Source organism: Williamsia sp. Y853, assembly GCF_056786495.1.
The window spans coordinates 286855-307388 of sequence record NZ_JBXCJC010000002.1 but is presented as its reverse complement, the minus strand read 5'-3'; the positions used below and the strand labels follow the sequence as shown (position 1 = coordinate 307388).

General features: G+C 65.0%; 17 protein-coding genes. 3 read left to right on the top strand and 14 right to left on the bottom strand.

What is annotated here, in order from left to right:
- Nucleotides 1-60: 60 nt before the first annotated feature.
- Nucleotides 61-1647, bottom strand: coding sequence for a serine/threonine-protein kinase (locus AC1TPF_RS13380; RefSeq protein WP_482144384.1), 1587 nt, complete (start codon nt 1645-1647; stop codon nt 61-63).
- Between the two features lie 134 nt (nt 1648-1781).
- Between AC1TPF_RS13380 and AC1TPF_RS13375 the strand changes: the two genes are divergently transcribed.
- Nucleotides 1782-2462, top strand: coding sequence for a L,D-transpeptidase family protein (locus AC1TPF_RS13375; protein WP_482138262.1), 681 nt, complete (start codon nt 1782-1784; stop codon nt 2460-2462).
- A 64-nt stretch (nt 2463-2526) separates the two neighbouring features.
- Here AC1TPF_RS13375 and AC1TPF_RS13370 read toward each other — a convergent pair whose 3' ends face one another.
- The 11 genes from AC1TPF_RS13370 to AC1TPF_RS13320 all read right to left on the bottom strand — a co-directional run bounded on the left by AC1TPF_RS13370 (nt 2527) and on the right by AC1TPF_RS13320 (nt 16216).
- A complete protein-coding gene (locus AC1TPF_RS13370; protein WP_482144383.1) occupies nt 2527-3207 on the bottom strand; it encodes a PIG-L deacetylase family protein in 681 nt (226 codons plus the stop codon).
- Nucleotides 3208-3293: 86 nt separating this feature from the next.
- Complete coding sequence (locus AC1TPF_RS13365; protein ID WP_482144381.1) at nt 3294-4694, bottom strand: class II fumarate hydratase; 1401 nt, start codon at nt 4692-4694, stop codon at nt 3294-3296.
- Between the two features lie 3 nt (nt 4695-4697).
- A complete protein-coding gene (locus AC1TPF_RS13360) occupies nt 4698-6398 on the bottom strand; it encodes a fumarate hydratase (RefSeq protein WP_482144379.1) in 1701 nt (566 codons plus the stop codon).
- Between the two features lie 140 nt (nt 6399-6538).
- Nucleotides 6539-7546, bottom strand: coding sequence for a class II fructose-bisphosphatase (gene glpX, locus AC1TPF_RS13355; protein ID WP_482138269.1), 1008 nt, complete (start codon nt 7544-7546; stop codon nt 6539-6541).
- 56 nt (nt 7547-7602) lie between these two features.
- Entirely contained in the window at nt 7603-9414 is a 1812-nt protein-coding gene (locus tag AC1TPF_RS13350) for an NAD(P)/FAD-dependent oxidoreductase (RefSeq protein WP_482144377.1), read from the bottom strand.
- A gap of 112 nt (nt 9415-9526) precedes the next feature.
- Nucleotides 9527-10711 carry a helix-turn-helix domain-containing protein gene (locus tag AC1TPF_RS13345; RefSeq protein WP_482144375.1) on the bottom strand — a complete coding sequence of 395 codons (1185 nt, stop codon included), beginning with the start codon at nt 10709-10711 and terminating at the stop codon, nt 9527-9529.
- A gap of 201 nt (nt 10712-10912) precedes the next feature.
- A complete protein-coding gene (locus AC1TPF_RS13340) occupies nt 10913-13156 on the bottom strand; it encodes an MMPL family transporter (protein ID WP_482144374.1) in 2244 nt (747 codons plus the stop codon).
- Between the two features lie 92 nt (nt 13157-13248).
- Nucleotides 13249-13851: a DUF4245 domain-containing protein gene (locus AC1TPF_RS13335; protein WP_482138276.1), complete on the bottom strand. Its 603-nt coding sequence runs from the start codon at nt 13849-13851 to the stop codon at nt 13249-13251.
- Nucleotides 13852-13932: 81 nt separating this feature from the next.
- Entirely contained in the window at nt 13933-14211 is a 279-nt protein-coding gene (locus tag AC1TPF_RS13330) for an exodeoxyribonuclease VII small subunit (RefSeq protein ID WP_482138278.1), read from the bottom strand.
- A 115-nt stretch (nt 14212-14326) separates the two neighbouring features.
- Entirely contained in the window at nt 14327-15577 is a 1251-nt protein-coding gene (xseA, locus tag AC1TPF_RS13325; protein ID WP_482138280.1) for an exodeoxyribonuclease VII large subunit, read from the bottom strand.
- Between the two features lie 9 nt (nt 15578-15586).
- Nucleotides 15587-16216: a lipid droplet-associated protein gene (locus AC1TPF_RS13320; protein ID WP_482144372.1), complete on the bottom strand. Its 630-nt coding sequence runs from the start codon at nt 16214-16216 to the stop codon at nt 15587-15589.
- 69 nt (nt 16217-16285) lie between these two features.
- Here AC1TPF_RS13320 and AC1TPF_RS13315 point away from each other — a divergent pair, with 69 nt between their 5' ends.
- Nucleotides 16286-17254: a 4-hydroxy-3-methylbut-2-enyl diphosphate reductase gene (locus tag AC1TPF_RS13315; RefSeq protein WP_482138283.1), complete on the top strand. Its 969-nt coding sequence runs from the start codon at nt 16286-16288 to the stop codon at nt 17252-17254.
- A 31-nt stretch (nt 17255-17285) separates the two neighbouring features.
- A complete protein-coding gene (locus AC1TPF_RS13310; protein ID WP_482144370.1) occupies nt 17286-17459 on the top strand; it encodes a PNPOx family protein in 174 nt (57 codons plus the stop codon).
- A gap of 28 nt (nt 17460-17487) precedes the next feature.
- On the opposite strand, the gene mycP is transcribed toward AC1TPF_RS13310, so the two are convergent.
- Nucleotides 17488-18933, bottom strand: a complete 1446-nt coding sequence (gene mycP, locus AC1TPF_RS13305) for a type VII secretion-associated serine protease mycosin (protein WP_482144369.1) — start codon at nt 18931-18933, stop codon at nt 17488-17490.
- Complete coding sequence (gene eccD / locus AC1TPF_RS13300; RefSeq protein WP_482144367.1) at nt 18930-20417, bottom strand: type VII secretion integral membrane protein EccD; 1488 nt, start codon at nt 20415-20417, stop codon at nt 18930-18932. The genes mycP and eccD overlap by 4 nt, the downstream gene beginning before the upstream one ends.
- Between the last annotated feature and the right edge of the window lie 117 nt (nt 20418-20534).

The window sequence follows — 20534 nt, the reverse complement described above, 5'->3', positions numbered from 1 at the left end:
CGGGAGCGTAGCGAACGGGCGAAAATGGTTGGAGTGTAGGGCCTTACAGGCCGGCGTGGCTCAGCAATCGTTTCGTTTGATGTTGGTATCCGGGTCGCTCACTGTGTCGAGGAGTTTGCCGTACCGGTTGGCGGGGTAGTCGGGCAATGCGTCGCACAGTGCCGATTTGCCTTGTCCGACAACAACATAGGCGGCATAGATGAGCTTGCCGTTGTCATCGTTGGCGCGCAGGGAGGGGCACGACTGATCGGTGCGCAGATACTGCGCGCCGGGATGGTTGTCGAGAGCTCGCGTGATCTCGTCTTGGTAGGTCCTTGGGTTGGTGGCGTTGGCGACCACAATGATCGCTGTGCCGTCGCAGGCGGGTGTGCTGATCGGCACCGAGAGTCCGAGATCGGCGGAGTTGGTGGTCGGGATCACCGACTCGGCGGTCGCCGAGACATCGGTCGGCGGGGTCTGCTGTGTCGGCGGGACCTGCGCGGTGGCCGTGACGGTCTCGGTTGTGGTGTTCGCGGTGACTGCGGCGGTGCCTGCCGCATCGGTGTTGTCGTCGGGCCAGAACACAGCTGTGGCAATCGCTGCCAGGACGAGCACGACGACTGCCGCGATGCCGCCGACGATCCAGGGTGTCCGGGAACGGGGACCACTGGGCGGCGGTGGATGGTGCGGTGGTTGCGGGGCAGGCGGCGCGGCCGTGTACTGCTGCGTGGGTGGGGGAGTGGGAGCGCTGGAGGCCTGCCGTTCGGGTTCCTGTGGTGGTCCGGTCCGGGTGCGCGGTGCGACCGAGGGCAACCCGAGGAGCGTAGGCGCCTGGTGTGCGGCGTGTGGGTCGGGTGCGGACGTCTCGGCGGGCGGCGCGTCCGGCAGGTTCAGTGCGGCCGCCAGTTCGTGGGCGAACTGTCCGCAGGTCGGATAGCGGTCTGCGGGCGCAGGGGCCAGGGCCCGGTCGATGACCGGCGCGACACCGGCCGGGAGGTCGCGGCCGGATCCGGGAGGAGCGCCGGTGAGCAACGCGACCGCGGTACATCCGAGGGCGTAGACATCGGCGCGTGCATCCACCGGTAGGCCACGGAGTTGTTCGGGCGCGGAGTAGGCGACCGTGCCGACCGACACCCCCGTGGTGGTCAGGTCGCCGACATCTGCGAGTGGACGGGCGATGCCGAAGTCCGTGAGCATGACCCGGTGCGGTGTTGCGTCGGTGAGCATGATGTTGCCGGGTTTGACGTCGCGGTGCAGCAGTCCCTGGCCGTGGGCGTAGTCGAGTGCCGCGGACACCTCGGTGATGATCTGCAGGCAGAGCGTCGGGCGGACACCGGTCGGGTAGATGGCCAGGAGTTCGGCGCCGTCGGTGCCCGGAACGTAGTCCTGGCTGATCCAGAGTTGGCCCATGTATTCGCCACGGTCGTGTACTGCCACGATGTTCGGGTGCCAGAGCTTTGCCGACAGATCGGCCTCGCGCACGAACCTGCGCCGGTAGTTCTCGTCGGACGCGGCGCTGGACCCGGGCAGTGAGGCGGGCAGGATCTTGAGGGCATCCGACCGTGGCAGGCGGGGATGCTTGGCCAGATACACCTCACCCATGCCACCGGCGCCCAGTAGACGCTCGATTGTGTATCCGGCAAAAATGGTGCCCACGGCAAGCGGCATGAAAACCCTCGAACTCTCTTCATCGGTGCCGGCCCCGGGAGCGGAGTGCGCGTCGGGTCGGCAGTGACCAGATTAGTGCAGTCCCGTGATCGCACCGATACGTGCTTTGGCTTACGAGTTGGCATAATCAGCAGGTGCTGAAGTTGTCAAAGAGGTTGATGGGGCCAGTGGTGTCACTGGCCGCCGCGTGTGTTGTTGTCTCTGCAATGGTGGTGCCCGTGTCGGCACAGGCCGAGGAGGTGCTCACCCCGGAGTCGTTCCCGCTGTCGACCCAGATGATCAAGGTGACCTCGGAATCCATCTACGACACCGTCGCCACGCTCACCGCCTGGGAACGTGACGAAGCCGGTACGTGGATCCAGGTCGTCGAACCGACCAGGGCCGATCTCGGCGCCGAAGGCATCGGCATCCCTCGTGACAGTGTGTGGCGGACGCCGATGGGTATTTTCGCCCTGGACCAGGCCTTCGGTAACCAACCCAGTCCCGGCACCAAGATGCCGTACTTCCAGGCGGATGAGCAGGATTGGTGGGACGCCCTTCCCGGGTCACCCACCTACAACACGCACGTTCGACAGGTCGAGAGTCCCGGCGGTGACAGCGAGAACATCCTCGCCACCGGCGAGGTCTACGACTACGTCGTCAACATCGCCCACAATCCGCAGCGGGTTGACGGGTTCGCGTCAGGGATCTTCCTGCACGTCACCAATGAAGAACCCACATGGGGCTGCGTTGCGATCGATCGCGATGTGATGAGGCAGATCGTCCAGTGGCTGGATCCGGCCCGTCAGCCGATCATCGACATCGGCCTGGCCTGACCCACCCCGATGATGTGGGGTTTTGGCGAACGTTTCCGCAGGTCGGCACCGCCAAAACAGCACATCATCGGGTTCTGCGTTTGAGTTCGAAGGTGACTGCGTGGCGCTCGTCGAAGTCTTCGCGGGCGGCGGTGACCATTTCGGTCTGGGCGCGCGCCTGGTTGATCACCGGTGTGACCGGATCAAGGGTCGCCAGGTAGGCGTCATGTGCGGCCAGTGACCTCACCGCGGTCTCGATCGCCTCGCTGTCGACCTCTTCGGCGTGGGTGGCATCCGGGCTCGCCTCGAACAGCCAACGCGGTTTGGCGTCGAGACTGTCGTAGGTCTGCACGACAGCGGCAGCGAATTCCCGATGGTCGCGTTGGTTGGGCATCCCCGGCCCCCACTGCGGGCCGCCGTATATCGAGACGATTATCTCGGGCCTCACGCGGGTGATCACTTCGGCGATCCGAAGGCGCAGATCGGGATCGTTGGTGATTGCGGAGTCGGGGAAGTCCCAGAACTCGATCGCCTGGACACCGACGATTTGGGCCGATTGTCGTTGCTCGGCCTCGCGGACCGGGCCGGCCTGCTGCGGTGGCATGCCCTCGATTCCGGCCTCGCCACGTGAAGCGAGGGCGTAGACAACGCTCTTGCCCGCACTGGTCCACTTGGCGACCGCCGCCGCGACCCCGTACTCGGGATCGTCCGGATGCGGCACCAGTACCAACGCGGTGAGCCAGTCGGTGGGAAACGGAATCAGCACAACCGACCGTAACCGAAGATGTGCCCTTTTGGCGAGTAAAAGCCCAGGTCAGGCTCGCCAAAAGGGCACACTATCGGGGTGGGGGGTCAGCGTTCGCGATCCAGGTTGGCCATCTTGAGGACGTCGAGACGTTTGTCGAGCTCGGCCTCGGAGAGTTTGTCACCGATCAGGCCGCGGTCGATCACGGTCTGCCGGATCGTCTTCTTCTCCTTGAGTGCCGCCTTGGCAACCGCGGCTGCCTCTTCGTAACCGATTGCGCTGTTGAGCGGGGTCACGATCGACGGGGACGATTCGGCCAGTTCCTTGAGACGATCCTCGTTGGCGACCAGTCCGGCGATGCAGCGATCGGCAAACAGCCGCGAGACGTTGGCCAGCAGCTTGAGCGACTCCAGGACGTTGCGAGCCATCATCGGGATGTAGACGTTCAGCTCGAACGCGCCGTTACCACCGCCCCAGGTGACGGCGGCGTCGTTGCCGATGACCTGTGCGGCGACCTGGGTTACTGCCTCGGGCAGCACCGGATTGACCTTGCCGGGCATGATCGAGCTGCCGGGTTGCAGATCGGGGAGCCGGAGTTCGCCGAGACCGGTCAGCGGGCCCGAACCCATCCACCGGACATCGTTGGCGATCTTGGTCAGGGAGACCGCCACCGTCTTCAAGGCGCCCGACAGTTCGACGAGTCCGTCGCGTGCGGCCTGCGCCTCGAAGTTGTCCTTGGCCAGGGCGAGTTCGTCCACGCCGGTGAGTTTGACCAGCTCGGCGACGACCTTGGTCCCGAATCCGGCAGGCGCGTTGAGGCCGGTGCCCACTGCGGTACCGCCGATGGGCAATTCACCGAGGCGAGGCAGGGTCGCGGTGACCCTCTCGACACCGGCCTCGATCTGGCGGGCATAGCCACCGAACTCCTGGCCGAGGGTGACCGGCACCGCGTCCATCAGATGGGTGCGGCCGGACTTGACCACGGTGCGCCACTGGGTTGCCTTCTCAGCCAACGACTTCTGCAAGTGCTGCAGGGCCGGGATGAGGTCGGTGACCGCAGCCTCGGTGGCAGCGACGTGTGTCGCAGTGGGGAAGGTGTCATTCGACGACTGCGACATGTTGACGTGGTCGTTCGGATGGACATCGACTCCGGCCGCCTTGGCGATCGAGGCGATGACCTCGTTGGCGTTCATGTTCGAGCTCGTGCCCGAGCCGGTCTGGAACACGTCGATCGGGAACTGGTCGTCGTGCTCACCATCGGCGATTTCCTTGGCGGCGGTCACAATCGCGTCGGCCTTCTCCGCGTCGAGGAGACCGAGGTCTTTGTTGACCTGTGCGCAGGCGGCCTTGAGCAGGCCCATCGCACGGATCTGTGTCCGTTCCAACGGACGGTGGCTGATCGGGAAGTTCTCCACCGCGCGCTGGGTCTGCGCACGCCAGAGAGCTTCGGCCGGAACCCGGACCTCACCCATGGTGTCGTGCTCGATGCGATAGGCCTGCTCACTCAATGTTCAGCGCTCCTTGGATCGGATCCTGACGCCACCCAGTGGAACGGTGATCGCGCCGCCCGGATCGGTGAAAAAGTCGTTGCCCTTGTCGTCGACGACGATGAAGGCCGGAAAGTTCTCTACCTCGATCTTCCATACAGCTTCCATGCCGAGTTCAGGGTATTCGATGACCTCTTGGCTCTTGATGCAGTCGAGTGCCAGACGTGCGGCCGGACCACCGATGGAACCGAGGTAGAAACCACCATGGCGCTCACATGCGTTCGTGACCTGTTTGGAACGATTTCCCTTGGCCAGCATGACCATTGACCCACCGGCAGCCTGGAACTGCTCCACGTAGCTGTCCATGCGGCCGGCCGTGGTCGGTCCGAATGAGCCCGACGCCATGCCCTCAGGGGTTTTGGCCGGACCGGCGTAATAGACCGGATGGTTGCGCAGGTAGTCGGGCATCGGATCGCCGGCGTCCAGGCGTTCCTTGATCTTGGCGTGGGCGATGTCGCGGGCCACGACCAGCGGACCGGTCAGCGACAGGCGGGTCTTCACCGGGTACTGCGACAGCTGCGCGAGGATCTCGGCCATCGGGCGGTTGAGGTCGACCTCGACCACCTCGCCGCTGGAGATGTCTTCGGCCACACCGGCCGCGGGCATGTACTTCGCCGGGTCGGTCTCGAGTTGCTCGAGGAACACCCCGTCGGCGGTGATCTTGCCGAGCGCCTGCCGGTCGGCCGAGCATGAGACCGCGATCGCGACCGGACACGACGCACCGTGCCGGGGGAGACGGACCACGCGGACGTCGTGGCAGAAGTACTTGCCACCGAACTGTGCGCCGATCCCGAAGGACTGGGTCAGCTTGAAGACCTCTTCCTCGAGTTCGAGGTCCCGGAACCCGTGCGCCGACATCGACCCCGACGTCGGGAGGTTGTCCAGGTAGTGGGCCGAGGCGTATTTCGCGGTCTTGAGCGCGAACTCGCCCGAGGTACCGCCGATGACGACGGCCAAGTGGTACGGCGGGCAGGCCGCGGTGCCCAGCGAGCGGATCTTCTCGTCGAGGAACTTGAGCATTCCCTCGGGGTTCAGGATGGCCTTGGTTTCCTGGAACAGGAACGACTTGTTCGCGCTGCCACCGCCTTTGGCCATGAACAGGAACTTGTATTCGGGACCCTTGGGGCCTTGCTCGGTCGCGTAGATCTCGACCTGGGCAGGCAGATTCGAGCCGGTGTTCTTCTCTTCGTACGTGGTCAACGGTGCCAGCTGCGAATATCGCAGGTTGAGCTGGGTGTAGGCGTCGTACACACCGCGCGAGATGGACGCGGCGTCGTCGGCGCCGGTCAGCACACCTTCGCTCTTCTTGCCCATCACGATCGCGGTGCCGGTGTCCTGGCACATCGGGAGCACGCCGCCTGCGGAGATGTTGACGTTTTTCAGCAGGTCCAGTGCGACGAAGCGGTCGTTACCCGAGGACTCGGGGTCGTCGATGATCTTGCGTAGCTGCGCAAGATGAGCCGGACGCAGGTAGTGGCTGATGTCATGCATTGCCTCTGCGGTCAGTTTCCGGATGGCTTCCGGGTCGACCTTGAGGAAGGTCTGACCGTCGACCTCGAGCGTCGACACCCCCTCCGTCGTGATCCGTCGGTACGGGGTGTCGTCGCCGTCGATCGGGAGCAGATCGGAGTAGAGAAACTCTGGGGCGGAAGCTGGTTTACTCACGCTCAGCATCGTATAGCTGCGGCCTACCGCGCCTCGTCAGAGGTTGTGCGGATTGAGGATCCGAAGTTGTTCGAACAAAAAAATCCGGCGACCACACCGCGGGTGTGGTCGCCGGACAGACACGATTGGAGCGGAAGGCGTCAGGCCCTGGAGGTGTTGGTGGAGATCTCGCCGACCTTGGCGCGGGTGTGGCGGCCTTCGATGGTGCGGATGGTGCCCGACTTCGAACGCATCACCAGCGAGCGGGTGGTGGCACCGTTGGCGCGGTAGCTCACGCCACGGAGCATGTCGCCGTTGGTGACGCCGGTGGCACAGAAGAACATGTTCTCGCCGCTGACGAGGTCTTCTGTCTTGAGTACCCGGTCGAGGTCGTGCCCGGCATCGAGTGCCTTCTGACGCTCGGCGGCGTTGCGCGGCCACAGCTTGCCCTGGATCTCGCCGCCCATGCACTTCATCGCAACCGCGGTGATGATGCCCTCGGGGGTGCCGCCGATGCCCATGAGCATGTCGACAGAACTCTCGGCCTGCGCGGCCGAGATGGCACCGGCAACGTCGCCGTCGGAGATCAGCCGCACCTTGGCGCCTGCCGCGCGGATCTCACCAATCAGTCCTTCGTGGCGTTCACGATCGAGCACGACGACGGTGAGGTCGGCGATCTCGATGCCCTTGGCCTTGGCCACGGCCTGCACGTTGAACTCCACCGATGCGGTGATGTCGATGACACCGGCAGCTTCCGGGCCGACAGCGATCTTCTCCATGTAGAAGACGGCCGACGGGTCGTACATGGTGCCGCGCTCGGACACCGCGAGCACGGCGATCGAGTTGGGCCTGCCCTCGGCCATCAGGGTGGTGCCGTCGATGGGATCGACTGCGACGTCGACCTCGGGGCCTTCACCGTTGCCGACCTCTTCGCCGTTGTAGAGCATCGGTGCTTCGTCTTTTTCGCCCTCGCCGATGACAACCACACCGCGCATCGAGACGGTGGACAGCAGCTGACGCATCGCGTCGACCGCAGCCTTGTCGCCACCGTTCTTGTCGCCCTTGCCAACCCAGCGTCCGGCCGCCAGTGCGGCGGCCTCGGTCACGCGCACGAGTTCCATCGCCAGGTTTCGGTCGGGAGCCTCAAAATTGGGGGTAGCGGCTGACATGGTGATGGCCTCCTGAATCGCGGCGATTGGTGTTGAAGGCCATCCTTTCATGCCCGTTACTGCAGGTGGTGCACCGGTGCCTGCCCGTAGACGGTGACATTCATCCCAGCCTCACGTGCCTTGAGTTGCAGCGCGAGGTATCGCGAATAGTGACGGGACTGGTGGAGATTGCCGCCGTGGAACCAGAGGTTCTCCTGCGCGGTGGGTTTCCACATATTGCGGAGCTCGCCCTCCCATGGGCCGGGATCCTTGATGGTGTCCGAGCCGAGCCCCCAGCATTTGCCCACCTTGTCGGCGACCTCCTGAGAGATCAGCTGCGCAGCCCAGCCGTTCATCGAACCGAAGCCGGTGGCCAGCACGATGAGGTCGGCCTCGAGTTCGGTGCCGTCCGACAGGACAACCGATCGGGGCTTGATCTCGGTGATGTGCGCGGGAGCCTTCAACTTCACCTTGCCGTCGGCGATGAGCTCGGACGCGCCGACGTCGATGTAGTAGCCGGATCCGCGGCGCAGGTACTTGAGGAACAGCCCGGAGCCGTCGTCGCCGAAGTCCAACATGAATCCGGCGGCCTCGAGGCGGTCGTAGAACTCCTTGTCCTGTTCGCGGATGGTGTCCCAGGTGGGGAGTTGGAAATCGGCGAGCAGGCCGTAGGGGATCGACCCGAAGATCAGGTCGGCCTTTTCGTGATCGATGCCATTGGCCAGGGCCTCTTCGGAATACAGCGGGCCGAGCACTTCACGCATCAACGATTCGGATCGCACGATATGTGTGGTCGAACGCTGGATCATCGTGACGTCGGCACCGTTCTCCCAGAGGTCGGCGCAGATGTCGTGCGCGGAATTGTTGGCGCCGAGCACAACCGCCTTCTTACCCGCGTACTTGCCACCTCCGGAGTGCTGCGACGAATGGACCAGGTCACCTTCGAAGGTGTCCGCGCCGGGTATCTCGGGGATGTTCGGGACGCCCGACATCCCGGTGGCCATCACCAGTTGGGTGGGGTGCAGGGTCAACATTTTTCCTTCGCGCTCGACCTCAACCGTCCACGTGCCGGCGGCTTCGTCGAATGAGGCGCTGTGGCACAGGGTGTTCGACCAGTAGTTGAGCTCCATGATCTTGACGTAGCTCTCGAGCCAGTCACCCATCTTGTCCTTGGGGGTGAACACCGGCCAGTCGTCGGGGAACGGCAGGTACGGCATGTGGTCGTACCAGACCGGATCGTGGAGCGACAGTGAGTAGTAGCGTCCCCGCCACTGGTCGCCGGGCTTCGGGTGCTTGTCGATGACCAGTGCCGACACACCCAAGCGGCGCATCCGTGCGGCCAGCCCGATTCCGCCCTGGCCACCGCCGATGATCAGCGCGTAGGGCGAGGTGGTGATGCCCAAGGTGTCCTGCGCCTCGGTGCGGCGGTCGAGCCAGTTCTTGCGGCCGGGGACAACCCCGTGCTCGGCGCCCTTGATGCGTCGGTTGCCCTTGTTCTCGGGGAACTCGAGCAGTTCCTGCGCGGAGGTGAGGAAGGTCCAGCACTTGCCGTCGCGCAGGCGCATCAGACCTTTGCCACGCAACACCGGCGTCGTGAAGGTGTACCAGGCCTCGGTGATGCCGTCAGCCTCGCTCGCTTCACCATCGAGCTGGAAAGAACCCGGCGCCGAATGCGGCAGGGTCGCGCGCAACATTGCCGCCAGATCGTCTTTGCCCTCGGCGGTGGTCAGGTTCCAGCTCAGGGCCACCAGGTCACGCCAGTAGCAGTCATCGACAAAGAGGTCGGTGACGGCGCTGACGTCGCCGGTCTGCTGGGCCTCGCCGATCGCCCGTTCGAGATCGGTGAGAAATGCCTGCGCCGTCTGAGTGGGGGAGACAGTGGTCGTCATGTACAACTCCTTAGCGTGAGGTGGATCACACCTGACTGTAGGAGTGGTGGGCGACTTTCGGGAGGGTTGCAGGGGGTTGCAGTGAGCTGCGGATGTGGTCCGCGCGGCTGATTCAGGCGATGGTCGCGGTGACCGTCAGCCGGTACGGCCGCGGAAGCAGCAGGGACCCGAGGGTGCGGCGGATCCGCGACACCTCGGCCCGGACGGTCACCGTGTGGTCGCCGTCGCCATAGAGCGCCGTGGACAACTCGCGGGCGCTCAATCCGGCCGGGTTCTGCACCAAGATGCGCAGCACGTCGAACTGCCTCTTTGTCAATGGATGTGTTGCCGGCTCGGAACCGTCGAAAGTGATTTGTGCACAGGGTGGTTCGGCGGAGAGAACCAGCACGACGGCACGATTGTGCGATCGCTGCAGCTGCCAGAGGTCGCCCACCGGCCGGGCCTCGAAGTGGCCCAGACTGGGAACCCAGACTGTGCCGGCATCAAGCCCGCCGGGGATGAAGAGGCGGTCGCTGACCGCGATCCCGCGCGTGGCGATGACCCAGCCGTTGCGGTCGACAACCAGGGACTCGGTTCCTGTCGGCCCGAGTAATCCGGCCGCGGCGTCACTGCGCGTCCGCAGATCGTCGCGATGCAGCATCCGCAGTTCGGCGTTGACGGCGTCGAGGGTGGAACAGACCAGCGACAGGGTGTGCGGGTGCGCGGTACGGAGCCCGCCGGACAGTGTGATGGCGCCGAGAACGGAGTCGTCCCGGGGGTCGATGATCGGCGCGCCCGTGCACACCCAACCGTGGTGGCTCGGATGGGAGTGCTCGGAGCCGAAGATTTGGACCGGCGCGCGATCGGCCATCGCCGTGCCCAAGGCGTTGGTGCCCACCGATTTCTCGGTCCAGGAGGCGCCCTCGACAAAGCCGAGGCTCTCCGACCGGCGCCGGACTTCCGGTGGTCCGGCCACCCACAGGACAACGCCGTCCCGGTCGCAGAGAACCAATTCGGTGGCGGTGTCGGTGCAACTGACCAGCAAGCGTTCGCGCAGTGAGGTTGCCGCGTGGTTGAGCAGGGGGTCGGAGTTGCGGCGGTTGGCGACCTCGTCCGTCGGCCGGTAGTGCGGACCGCGGAACTCGGCGGGCTGACGCTGCCACGACCGGGCCACCTGCTCGCGCACACCACTGGGTACCGAACCCGTGGCAGACCACTGCTCGAACAGGGAGTCGAGATGCCGAAGGTGGGCACGCGGATCCTGACCTATACGCAGCGCGCTCGACGGACGCGATGTTCGTATCGCGGGTTGTGGCACACAGACCTCCGGCTTGCAGAACCTGGTACGGCGAGGATCCTGCGTCGCCGATGAGTCTACGTGAGCCGCGTCACAGGGCGGAGCTGCCCACGCCAGCAGACGCAGTCACCCCCGTCAACCATGGTCGACGGGGGTGGTGTGGAGTCTCGACGATCAGCCAGCCGCGCAAGGACAGCTATTCGGCTGCGCCGAGGGCAATCACTACTCGGCTGCGCCGACGGTCGGCCTCACTGCCTTCGCATTCGCATCCTCGATCGGGATCTCGCGGATGGCGGTGCCCTCGATATCGACATTCGGAAGGATCTTCTCGAGCCATGCCGGCATCCACCAGGCCTTGTCGCCCATGATCGTGATGAGTGCCGGAACGATCAGCATCCGCACCACAAACGCGTCGAAGAACACGGCGGCGGCCAGAGAGAAGCCCATCATCTTTGCGGTGGTGTCGGGTGCGAGCATGAACGCCGCGAACACCGAGATCATGATCACCGCGGCCGACGACACCACGCGCGCGCCGTGCTTGTAGCCGATGATCACCGCCTCCTTGGCAGGCAGCCCGTGCACGTATTCCTCGCGCATTCGTGTCACGAGGAACACCTGATAGTCCATGGCCAGACCGAAGACCACGCCGATCATGAAGATCGGCAGGAACGAGATGATCGGTTGGGTGTGGGTGATGATGCCGAAATGGCCGAGCTGGAAGATCGCCACCGTGGCGCCGAACGTGGCACACACCGAGAACAGGAATCCGATGGTGGCGGTCAGTGGGACCAGGATCGACCGGAACACGATCATCAGGATGATGAACGCCAAACCGACAACCAGGAGCAGATACGGGATCAACGCTGAGTCCAACTTGGCCGAGATGTCCGACATGATCGCCGTCTGGCCGCCGACGTTGAGCGTGACCCCTTCGGCGTCAGTGGTTTTCGAATAGCCGCGAATCTGTTCCATCAGTTCGTGCGTCTGCGGGCCACTGGGCGACTGTTGTGGGGTCACGAAGATCAGCGCTGATGTCGCGCCGGTCTGGGCGTTGGCCGCGTCCGGACCGTTGCCGCGCCAGGTGAGCTGGTCGGGCGTGGCGACATTGGACAACGTTTTGATGTACGCGACCGTCTGCTCGGCGGCAGGGCTGACGGCGCCGCCCTTGGTGTCATTCAGCACCACCAGGAGGGGGCCGTTGATGCCCTCACCGAAGCCTTGTTGCAGCAACGTGGTCGCCGCGACCTCAGAGTCGGTGGTGGTCGACAGACCCAGTTCCAGCTTGGTCATCGGCAATGCCACCACAACCAGTGCCAGCAGCGAGATGACCGCGATCGGCCACGGGTACTTGGTCACGAACTTGGCAAAACGGAGCCCGTTGGTCTCCTGCGATTCGGGCTCGTCGCCATGGCGCAGTTTCGGAATGGGCGGCGAGAACGCAAAGCGGCCGAAGGCGCCGAGCAACCCGGGAATCAGTGTGATGGCACCGAGGACCGCGACGATCACGGCCAACGCCGCAGCCAGACCCATCTGCGAGATGAACGGGATTCCGACCACCGAGAGCGCCGCCACCGCGATCACAACTGTCAGGCCGGCGAACACAACCGCAGATCCGGCCGTCCCGACCGCTCGGCCCACCGCCGCCTCACGTGAACCACCAAGATTGAGTTCACTGCGATATCTGGAGACGATGAACAGCGCGTAGTCGATGGACACCGCGATTCCGAGCATCGTGATGATGGCGGTTGCGCTCTGGTTGATGCTGAGGAACTCGGCACCCAGCGTGACCAACATGATGGTGATGATCACGCTGACGATGCCGGTGATGAGGGGGATGAACGCGGCAACCACCGCGCCGAAAGCCACGATCATCACAAAGAAGGCGATGACAAAACCGAGCATCTCGGCTGCGCCGCCCGCTTCCTGGACCTGCATCAGAGACCCGGTGCCCTGGACGTCGAGGCCGCCGACGCGGAATTCGGAGAGGATGTCCTCGAACTGCTTCATGTTGTCGGCAGTCAGGTCTTGCGGGTTGATGGTCTGGGCAACCTGGATCAGACCGATGGTGTTGTTGTCGCCCAGCACGGACGCCGCCAGCGCCGGTTCCAGTTCCGCGACGGTCAGCGGGTTCGCCACCTCATCGGGAGTGGTGATGTCTGGCAGCGTCTTGAGCTTGGCGACCAGCTGATCGATGGTGGCTGTGTGTGGCGCCAGGCCGTCGTTCGCGGCGACGAGCACACTGGTCGACGACTCGGATTGCGCTGCGTTGATCGCGGGGAAGTTCTTTTCCATCAACGACATCGCTTTGTCCGAGTCGGTGCCTGGTAGCTCAAAATCTTTGGAGAACTTCGGATTCAATGCGCTGACCAGCGTGACCACCAACGCGGCGAGCACGATCCAGCTGACGATCACCCACCATTTGTGCCGAAAAGAGAACCGCCCGAGTCGATACAGGAACATTGCCATGCGCAGAGCTTATAGTCTGCGGGTGACATCGCTCTCAGCGGTAAGAAGAATGTAAGATCCCTAACATACGTTATCCGACAATGGTTTCCGCTTTATTTCGTGGGCAGAACCTGTGCGCCGGGGCTCGAGGCCTGCAACGGTGAAACCGCGAGAACCGCTTCTGCGAGGGTGGTGAAATCGGGTTCCTTGGCCTTGTTCGCCATCAAACCGATCCGCACGTCACCGAGGTCGGTCACCCATACCGAACGTCCGCCCTCAGGCTGGCTGTAGACCGCCCACTGCGATCCACCGATGTCGCGGGTGCCCGCGCCGAGCAGTGTTTCGTCCCCGGACAGCTGCCCAACCAGGGCGTCTTTGGTGGCGCCGGTCTGGCTCAACTGGATGTAGACGCCGTTGGACGTGATGTATCCGGCGTTGGAGACGGTGGTGTTCTCGAGGGCGACGGTGCTGCCGCTGTTGGGTTTCCAGTCCGCGGGTGTCTGCGGCAGCCGGATCGGGAACGTCGAAGTGCGGGCGTCTGCCTTCAATCCGCTGTCCACGTCGTAGGCGGGGACCTTGTCGTCACCCGCGCCGCCGGTCAGACCGACGGAACAATTCCCGGAGACCGCCGCGACGAACATGCAGAGCAACAACAAAGGGATCAAAGACCAGATCATGTCTTTGTTGTTGGTCAGAATCCGGGGTTTTGCAGCCACCACCCGAGTATTGCAGGGCGCCCGCGATGGTCATAAACGGGCGAGGGCCGCCGGCGGATGCCTGTACCTCGAATTCAGATCTCAGGCCTCGTCGTCGAGGTCGTCGTCGGTATCGTCCTCGAATTCACTGTCGTCGTCGGTCCCGAGAACCGCTTCGATGCGCTTTCGGGCGCCTTCGAGATGTTCCTCACATCGCCGGGACAAGGCCTCGCCGCGTTCCCATAGCTCCAGCGATGCGTCGAGGTCCAGGCCGCCCTGTTCCAGGGTGCGGACCACCACGATCAGCTCGTCCCGGGCCTGTTCGTAGCCCAGTTCGCTGATCGGCCGCTCATTGCTGTCGGCGTCTTTCTTCGCTTCCACTGTCTTCCTTCTTGTCCGTGCCGGGACGCCGGTGCCGGGTATCCGGCGATTGCTGGTGCGTCCGGTGTTGGGTTGGTCTGGTGAACTCGCGTCCGGTCCGGCCCGTTATTGGTTTTCAGCCCCGTCGTGGCTTTTCGACGCCCATCACCGCGGCGCGGGTGGCGCCGTCGGCGACCCGCACCCGGAGTTGGGTACCGATCGGCATGTCGTCCACCGATGTGACCACGTGGGGATCTTCGTCCGAACTGCTGGCGGCCCCGGGTACGCGTTGCACAACGGCGTATCCGCGGGCCAGCGTCTGCGCGGGGCCGAGGGTGGACAGGCGCGCAGTGAGATGTTCGATGCGCTGTTCCTCGTGGGCCACGAGCCTGGCGACGTCGCGGCGGATGTCGCGGGCTGCGCGTTCGATCTCGTCGATGCGGTCGTCGACGATGCGGTAGGGCTGGGCCAGCACCGGGCGGCCGCGCAACGAGTCGAGTCCGCGAACCTGAGTGGTAACCCAATTCCGCAGTGCCCCGGCACTTCTCGCGCGCAGATCGCGGACGATCGCGAGTTCGACCGCGACGTCGGGGACCACGCGCTTTGCGGCGTCGGTGGGCGTTGCCGCCCGTAGGTCTGCCACCAGGTCGAGAACAGGGGAGTCGGGCTCGTGCCCGATCGCACTGACCACTGCGGTCGTGACCTGGGCGACGGCGCGGCACAGGGCCTCGTCGGAGAAGGGCAGCAGATCCTCGACGCTGCCGCCGCCGCGGGCCAGGATGATGACGTCGACTTCGGGATCGGCGTCCAGTTCGGCCAGATGGCGCAGAATCGCAGGGACTGCCGTCGGACCCTGCACGGGGGCGTTGCGGATCTCGAAACGTACTGCAGGCCAACGCTTTTGTGCGACCGAGATGATGTCGCGTTCTGCGGCGCTCGCACGTCCGGTGATGAGCCCGATGGTGCCGGGCAGAAACGGCAATGGACGTTTGCGCGCGTCGTCGAACAGTCCTTCGGCGGCCAGCAGCCGGCGAAGTCGTTCGATTCGCGCGAGGAGTTCGCCGATGCCGATCGGCCGGATCTCGGTGACCCGCAATGACACCGTGCCCCGCCCGGTGTAGAACACCGGCTTGCCGAGGACCACAACGCGGGCCCCCTCGGTCAGTGGGACCGGCGCACGGGTCAGCAGATCGGGACTACAGGTGACCTGGATGGAGATGTCCGCTGCGGGATCACGCAGCGTCAAGAAAGCGGTGCGGGTACCGGGACGGCGGTTGATCTGGGTCAGCTGACCTTCGACCCAGACCTGTCCCAGTTTGTGTAGCCAGTCGGCGATCTTGGTGTTGATCGTCCGTACCGGCCACGCCGATTCGGGCGTATTGCTCACGTGGGAAGGCTACTTGCTCGCTGCGGTCACACGGTTGTCGAGCATGGTGATGAACGGTGCCCGGGCCCGCGTGGACTTCTCGTACGCGGCCAGTTCCTTGAGTTCGTCGATGCCGACGGTGCGGAGTTTTGCCCGCAGCTGTGCCAGCGTCAGCGTGTCGTAGTCGAGTGCCTCGACGATTTCGGGCGCGTCACCGTTCGCGCTCGTCGCCGGCGCCGGATCCTCGGCGTCGAGGTCGGGAGCCGAGCTGTAGAGCGCGAACCGGCCCGACCCTGACGGCGCCACCGCGGACTCCGTGTCGTCTTTGTCGGCTTCGCCCGGGGTCGGATCGCCGGATTCGGTGGTTGTGGCCGGAGTCACCGGACGAGTTGTGGTTGGCAGGACGAAGTCGTCCTCGTCTTCATCGAAGACGGCCCATTCCGGCTCCTCTTCGGCGTGACCGAGCAAGGACTCGAAGACCTCGTCGCCCTTGATTGCCATTTCGGCGATGCCCTGCTGAAGGCGCATCACCGCCTGCAATGTCTCGCTGATAGCGGTCATCGGAAGAGTGATCGCTGTGGTCGGCAATTTGCGTGTCTCTTCGAGCACAGTGACAACAACCCCGGCAGCGACCCTTGCGGCATAAGGTGGTCGGATCATGTCCATACTCTGCCTCATGCTGCAGGCCGTGACCACTAGTAGGGTCGGATTGCCCGTACGCTGAACGTCATGAGTTCGGCCGAAAACACCCCGTCAGGCAAGAAAATCCTGCTCGCTGAGCCGCGTGGCTACTGCGCGGGCGTCGATCGCGCTGTCGAGACAGTGGAAAAAGCGCTCGAGAAGCACGGCGCCCCGGTGTATGTGCGTAAGGAGATCGTCCACAACCGGCATGTGGTGGAGACACTCACAGACCGCGGCGCGGTCTTCGTCGACGAGACCGATGAGGTACCCGAGGGTGCGCTCGTGGTGTTCTCGGCGCACGGGGTCTCCCCGGCCGTCCACGACTCGGCTGCCGACCGCAACCTGCGCACCATCGATGCCACATGCCCGCTGGTCACCAAGGTCCACCAGGAAGCCAAGCGCTTCGCCCGCGACGACTACGACATCCTGCTGATCGGTCACGAAGGTCACGAAGAGGTCGAGGGCACCGCCGGTGAGGCCCCCGATCACGTGCAGCTCGTCGACGGGCCCGACAGCGTCGACCGCGTCACCGTCCGCGACGAGTCCAAGGTGATCTGGCTGTCACAGACCACGTTGTCGGTCGACGAGACCATGCAGACCGTGTCACGGCTGCGGGAGAAGTTCCCACTTCTGAACGATCCGCCGAGCGACGACATCTGTTACGCCACCCAGAACCGGCAGGTTGCAGTCAAGGCCATGGCCCCGCGCTGTGAGCTGGTGATCGTCGTCGGTTCGCAGAACTCGTCGAACTCGGTTCGCCTCGTCGAGGTGGCCCTGCAGGCCGGCGCGAGCGCGTCGTACCTGGTCGACTACGCCCGCGACATCGATCCGGCATGGCTCGAAGGTGTGCAGACCGTGGGCATCACCTCCGGTGCCTCGGTCCCCGAGATCCTGGTCACCGGCGTCATGGATCTCCTCAAAGAGCACGGCTTCGGCGATGTGGAATCGGTGACGACCGCGCAGGAGACCCTGACCTTCGCGTTGCCGCGCGAGCTCCGTCCCGCCCGCGCCAAATAGCGACATAACGCCCGAGGGCGGTGATGTTGCGGTGTTCACCGCGCAGGCATCCGTGGATGACACCGGACCGACCGCCGCCGAATGGGATGCGTACGTCGCCAAATACGGCGCGGCGATCCAGGGCCTGGAGATGACCCCGGACTCGTTCCGGGCCGACTATTCGGTACTCATCCGCGTCAGACCGCAGCGGGTCCGCGGTTGGTGATCGGTGTCGGACCGATTCGGCGGGTATTTCAGTATTCGTCGGGTTCCAGCTTGCGCAATCGCCGCGCAGGCATCGAGACCGCCCAGCCGGCGATCAGGATCACCGCGCACACGCCGATTCCGATGAGTGCTGCCGTGCGAGCCCCGGTATCGGCAGGGGGATCCTGAATCGGCGTTGAGATCGCCTGCGGGACAGCCCAATCCGTCTCGACATCCGGGATCTCGAAGGTCAGGGCGGCAACCGGGTCGATCACACCATGGCCGACGGTGTTGTCGCGACCGGTTCCCGGCGCATGAGCGGTCCGGGTGATCCGCTCCATCACTTCGGCGGCCTCGAGTTCGGGAAACCTCGCCCGGACGAGCGCGACCACGCCTGCGACATACGGTGCGGCGAAGCTGGTGCCGTCGATACTGGTGAGCCCTTTGTCGCCGTTCTGGGCGTTGACCAGTTTGTTCGAGCCGCGGACGTTGTCCAGGCTCAGAATGCCGGTGCCCGGCGCGGCGACACCCACCCAAGGGCCAGACAGGCTGAATCCGGCCGGTGACCCGGACTCCGAATCGACGGCGGCCACACTGAGCACATATGGCGCGTACCAGGCCGGACTGGCGATGGTGGTGACCGTGTCCCAGCCGTCGAGTTCGGGGTTGGCGGGGTTCGGTGGTGGATTCTGGGTCGAGCACGCCGAGCCCTGGGTGAGATTGCCTGCCGCGGCCACCACGACCACGTTGCGATCGAAGGCGTACTTCACCGCTGCGCCCAGTTGTTTGTCGTGGAGGTCGGTGCCTGCCGAACCACAGGCCACCTCGGAGATGTTGATGACCGTGGCACCGAGGTCGACGGCCCGGACAACTGCGTTGGCCAACGTCTGCACGGTGCCGAATCCGGACCCCACCGTCGGATCGGGGGATGTGTTCTGGCGCCGCTCCTTGGCCTCGAAGGCGCCACTCGACTGCCGGATCGCGATGATGGCGGCCTCGGGTGCGACCCCGGCGAACGCGTCGGTCGAGGAGGGTTGTGCGGCAATGATTCCGGCGACGAGGGTGCCATGCCCGTCGCAGTCGTCAGTACCGTCGGTGCGCGAGACATAGTCGCCGCCTGCCTGGACTCGGGGCAACCGCGGATGGCGGGTGACCCCGGTGTCGATCACTGCCACCCGCTGTCCCGAACCCCGGCTGAATCGCCAGGCCTCGGGCAGTCGCATCATCGTCTGCGCGGCCGACGGGACGGCGCTGTCCGTGCCGGGCGACAGAACGGGCTTGGCGCACAACATCTTCTGTTCGGTGGCTTCCGGAGGCGCCACCGGGGCGCCCCGTACCAGCGCACCGGGCTCGATGACCGGCGGGGATATCGCCAAAGCGGTGGGTGCCGGAAACGCTGACAGCACTGCCAGGACGCCCACCACTGCGGCAACTCGAACGGTTCGGCCGCGTGGCTTCGATGGGTGCGTATTCCGGGTGTGGACCGGATCGATCACAGGTCGCGCACCGCGGCATAGAGGTTCATGATCCAGAACATCAGTGGCACGATCATGGCGATCAACAGGTATTCGGCGATCTCGACCATCCGGCGCATCACCGGAGAGAACGACGACGCAGGCGCCACGACCCCACAGAGCAGGGCCGCAGCCGCGACCGCGGCGATGGCGGCCACCGCCACCGCGGCGTGATCGTCCGGGCCGAGGACCACCAGGACCGCGGTCACGCCGAATCCGATGGCACCGGCGGCGATGAGGATCGACGCCTGCGCGAGGTCGGCGTAGGAACGTCCACGCAGGCACAGCAGTGTGGCGATGATCAACGCGTACACCGTGCAACGCCAACTGAAGTCATCGACGGGGTAGGCCACCATCGCGATGCCGGCCACCGCGGCCACCGAGGTGCCCGCGATGATCCCGGTTAGGTACCGCCCTGCCGTCCTGGCCCGGAGTTCGAGTGCTGCGGCCGACGGTAGTGCCATGGCGCCGATCGCCCCGATGCCCTCGATGGCGGGGCGTGGCGCCGAGTCGACGGGATCGATGGCCGCGCCTGCGGTCGGTACCGGGGGCAGCGGCAACCTCGCGAGCAGGATCGTGATGCGCGGTGCCATCGAGATCGCCAGGATCGCGACAGCGCACAGTCCCGCTCCGAGTTTGACGGCGCCCGGTGAGAAGACAAGCTGCACAAGTGATGCGAAGGTCCCGAAGATCGCGGCGGTGCCGACGGCCGCGTGTATCAACGGACCCGCCGTGGATATGCGATAGGACAGGGCCGCCAACACCGTGACCATCGCACAACCGAGTGTGAGGTGAGCTGCCCCAAAAGCTCCCGGTGGCAACATCATTCCGGTGGCCCATGCCAGCGGCATCGAGCACAACGAGGCGAAGGCCGCCGTGGCCGGATCATCGTAGTAGCGGCCGACAACCGCGCCTGCCACCACGAAGGCGACACAGGCGATCGCGGCGATCAGTATCGGCCAGAGCAGATCACGGTCACCGCGCTCGTGGAGCAGCGACAGCGACAGCAATGCCGATGCCCCCACCGCGACCGCATATCCCATCACCCGGGCCGCGGTGGCATTCCAACTGGAGAACTGCGCCTCGCCGAGGCGGGCGACCGCATCGATGACGTCGTCGAAGAGCACGGCACTCTCGCGGGCCGGTCCTGCCCGCAGGATCAGCAGGTCACCGTCGCGGACCCCGGCCTCGCTCAGGCTGCGGTTGGGTGCGATGGGGTCGTGGCCGACGCGGGACAGTGTCCAATGATCACGGATCGGCCCGGGCCGGGACTCGTTCTCGTCGTCGTCGATGGGTGCTCGGGTACTGATCAGCGCGACCAGATCGGGGATCAGCGCGGCCACCGCAACGGCGGCCGGTAGGCCCACGTCGAACTGCGTCGTTCCACCGATCACCGATACCCGCGCCAGCGCCGGTTCTGCGCCTGCCGCGGCGTCCAGCTCTGCCAAAAGGTCAGCAGCGGTCATGATTCCCCCCAAGAGATCCCCACCCAAGTACCGATGACCATAGCGAATCGCTACGACATCTGGCGCCCGGCAGCGGGATTCGATGTGGACGAATCAGACCCTTCGTGGTGCGGTTCG

Coding starts and splice junctions, on each gene's coding strand:
- AC1TPF_RS13380 (WP_482144384.1), bottom strand. CDS start 1,647: ATGCCGCTTGCCGTGGGCACCATTTTTGCCGGATACACAATCGAGCGT.
- glpX (WP_482138269.1), bottom strand. CDS start 7,546: ATGTCAGCCGCTACCCCCAATTTTGAGGCTCCCGACCGAAACCTGGCG.
- AC1TPF_RS13350 (WP_482144377.1), bottom strand. CDS start 9,414: ATGACGACCACTGTCTCCCCCACTCAGACGGCGCAGGCATTTCTCACC.
- AC1TPF_RS13340 (WP_482144374.1), bottom strand. CDS start 13,156: ATGGCAATGTTCCTGTATCGACTCGGGCGGTTCTCTTTTCGGCACAAA.
- AC1TPF_RS13320 (WP_482144372.1), bottom strand. CDS start 16,216: ATGATCCGACCACCTTATGCCGCAAGGGTCGCTGCCGGGGTTGTTGTC.
- AC1TPF_RS13315 (WP_482138283.1), top strand. CDS start 16,286: ATGAGTTCGGCCGAAAACACCCCGTCAGGCAAGAAAATCCTGCTCGCT.
- eccD (WP_482144367.1), bottom strand. CDS start 20,417: ATGACCGCTGCTGACCTTTTGGCAGAGCTGGACGCCGCGGCAGGCGCA.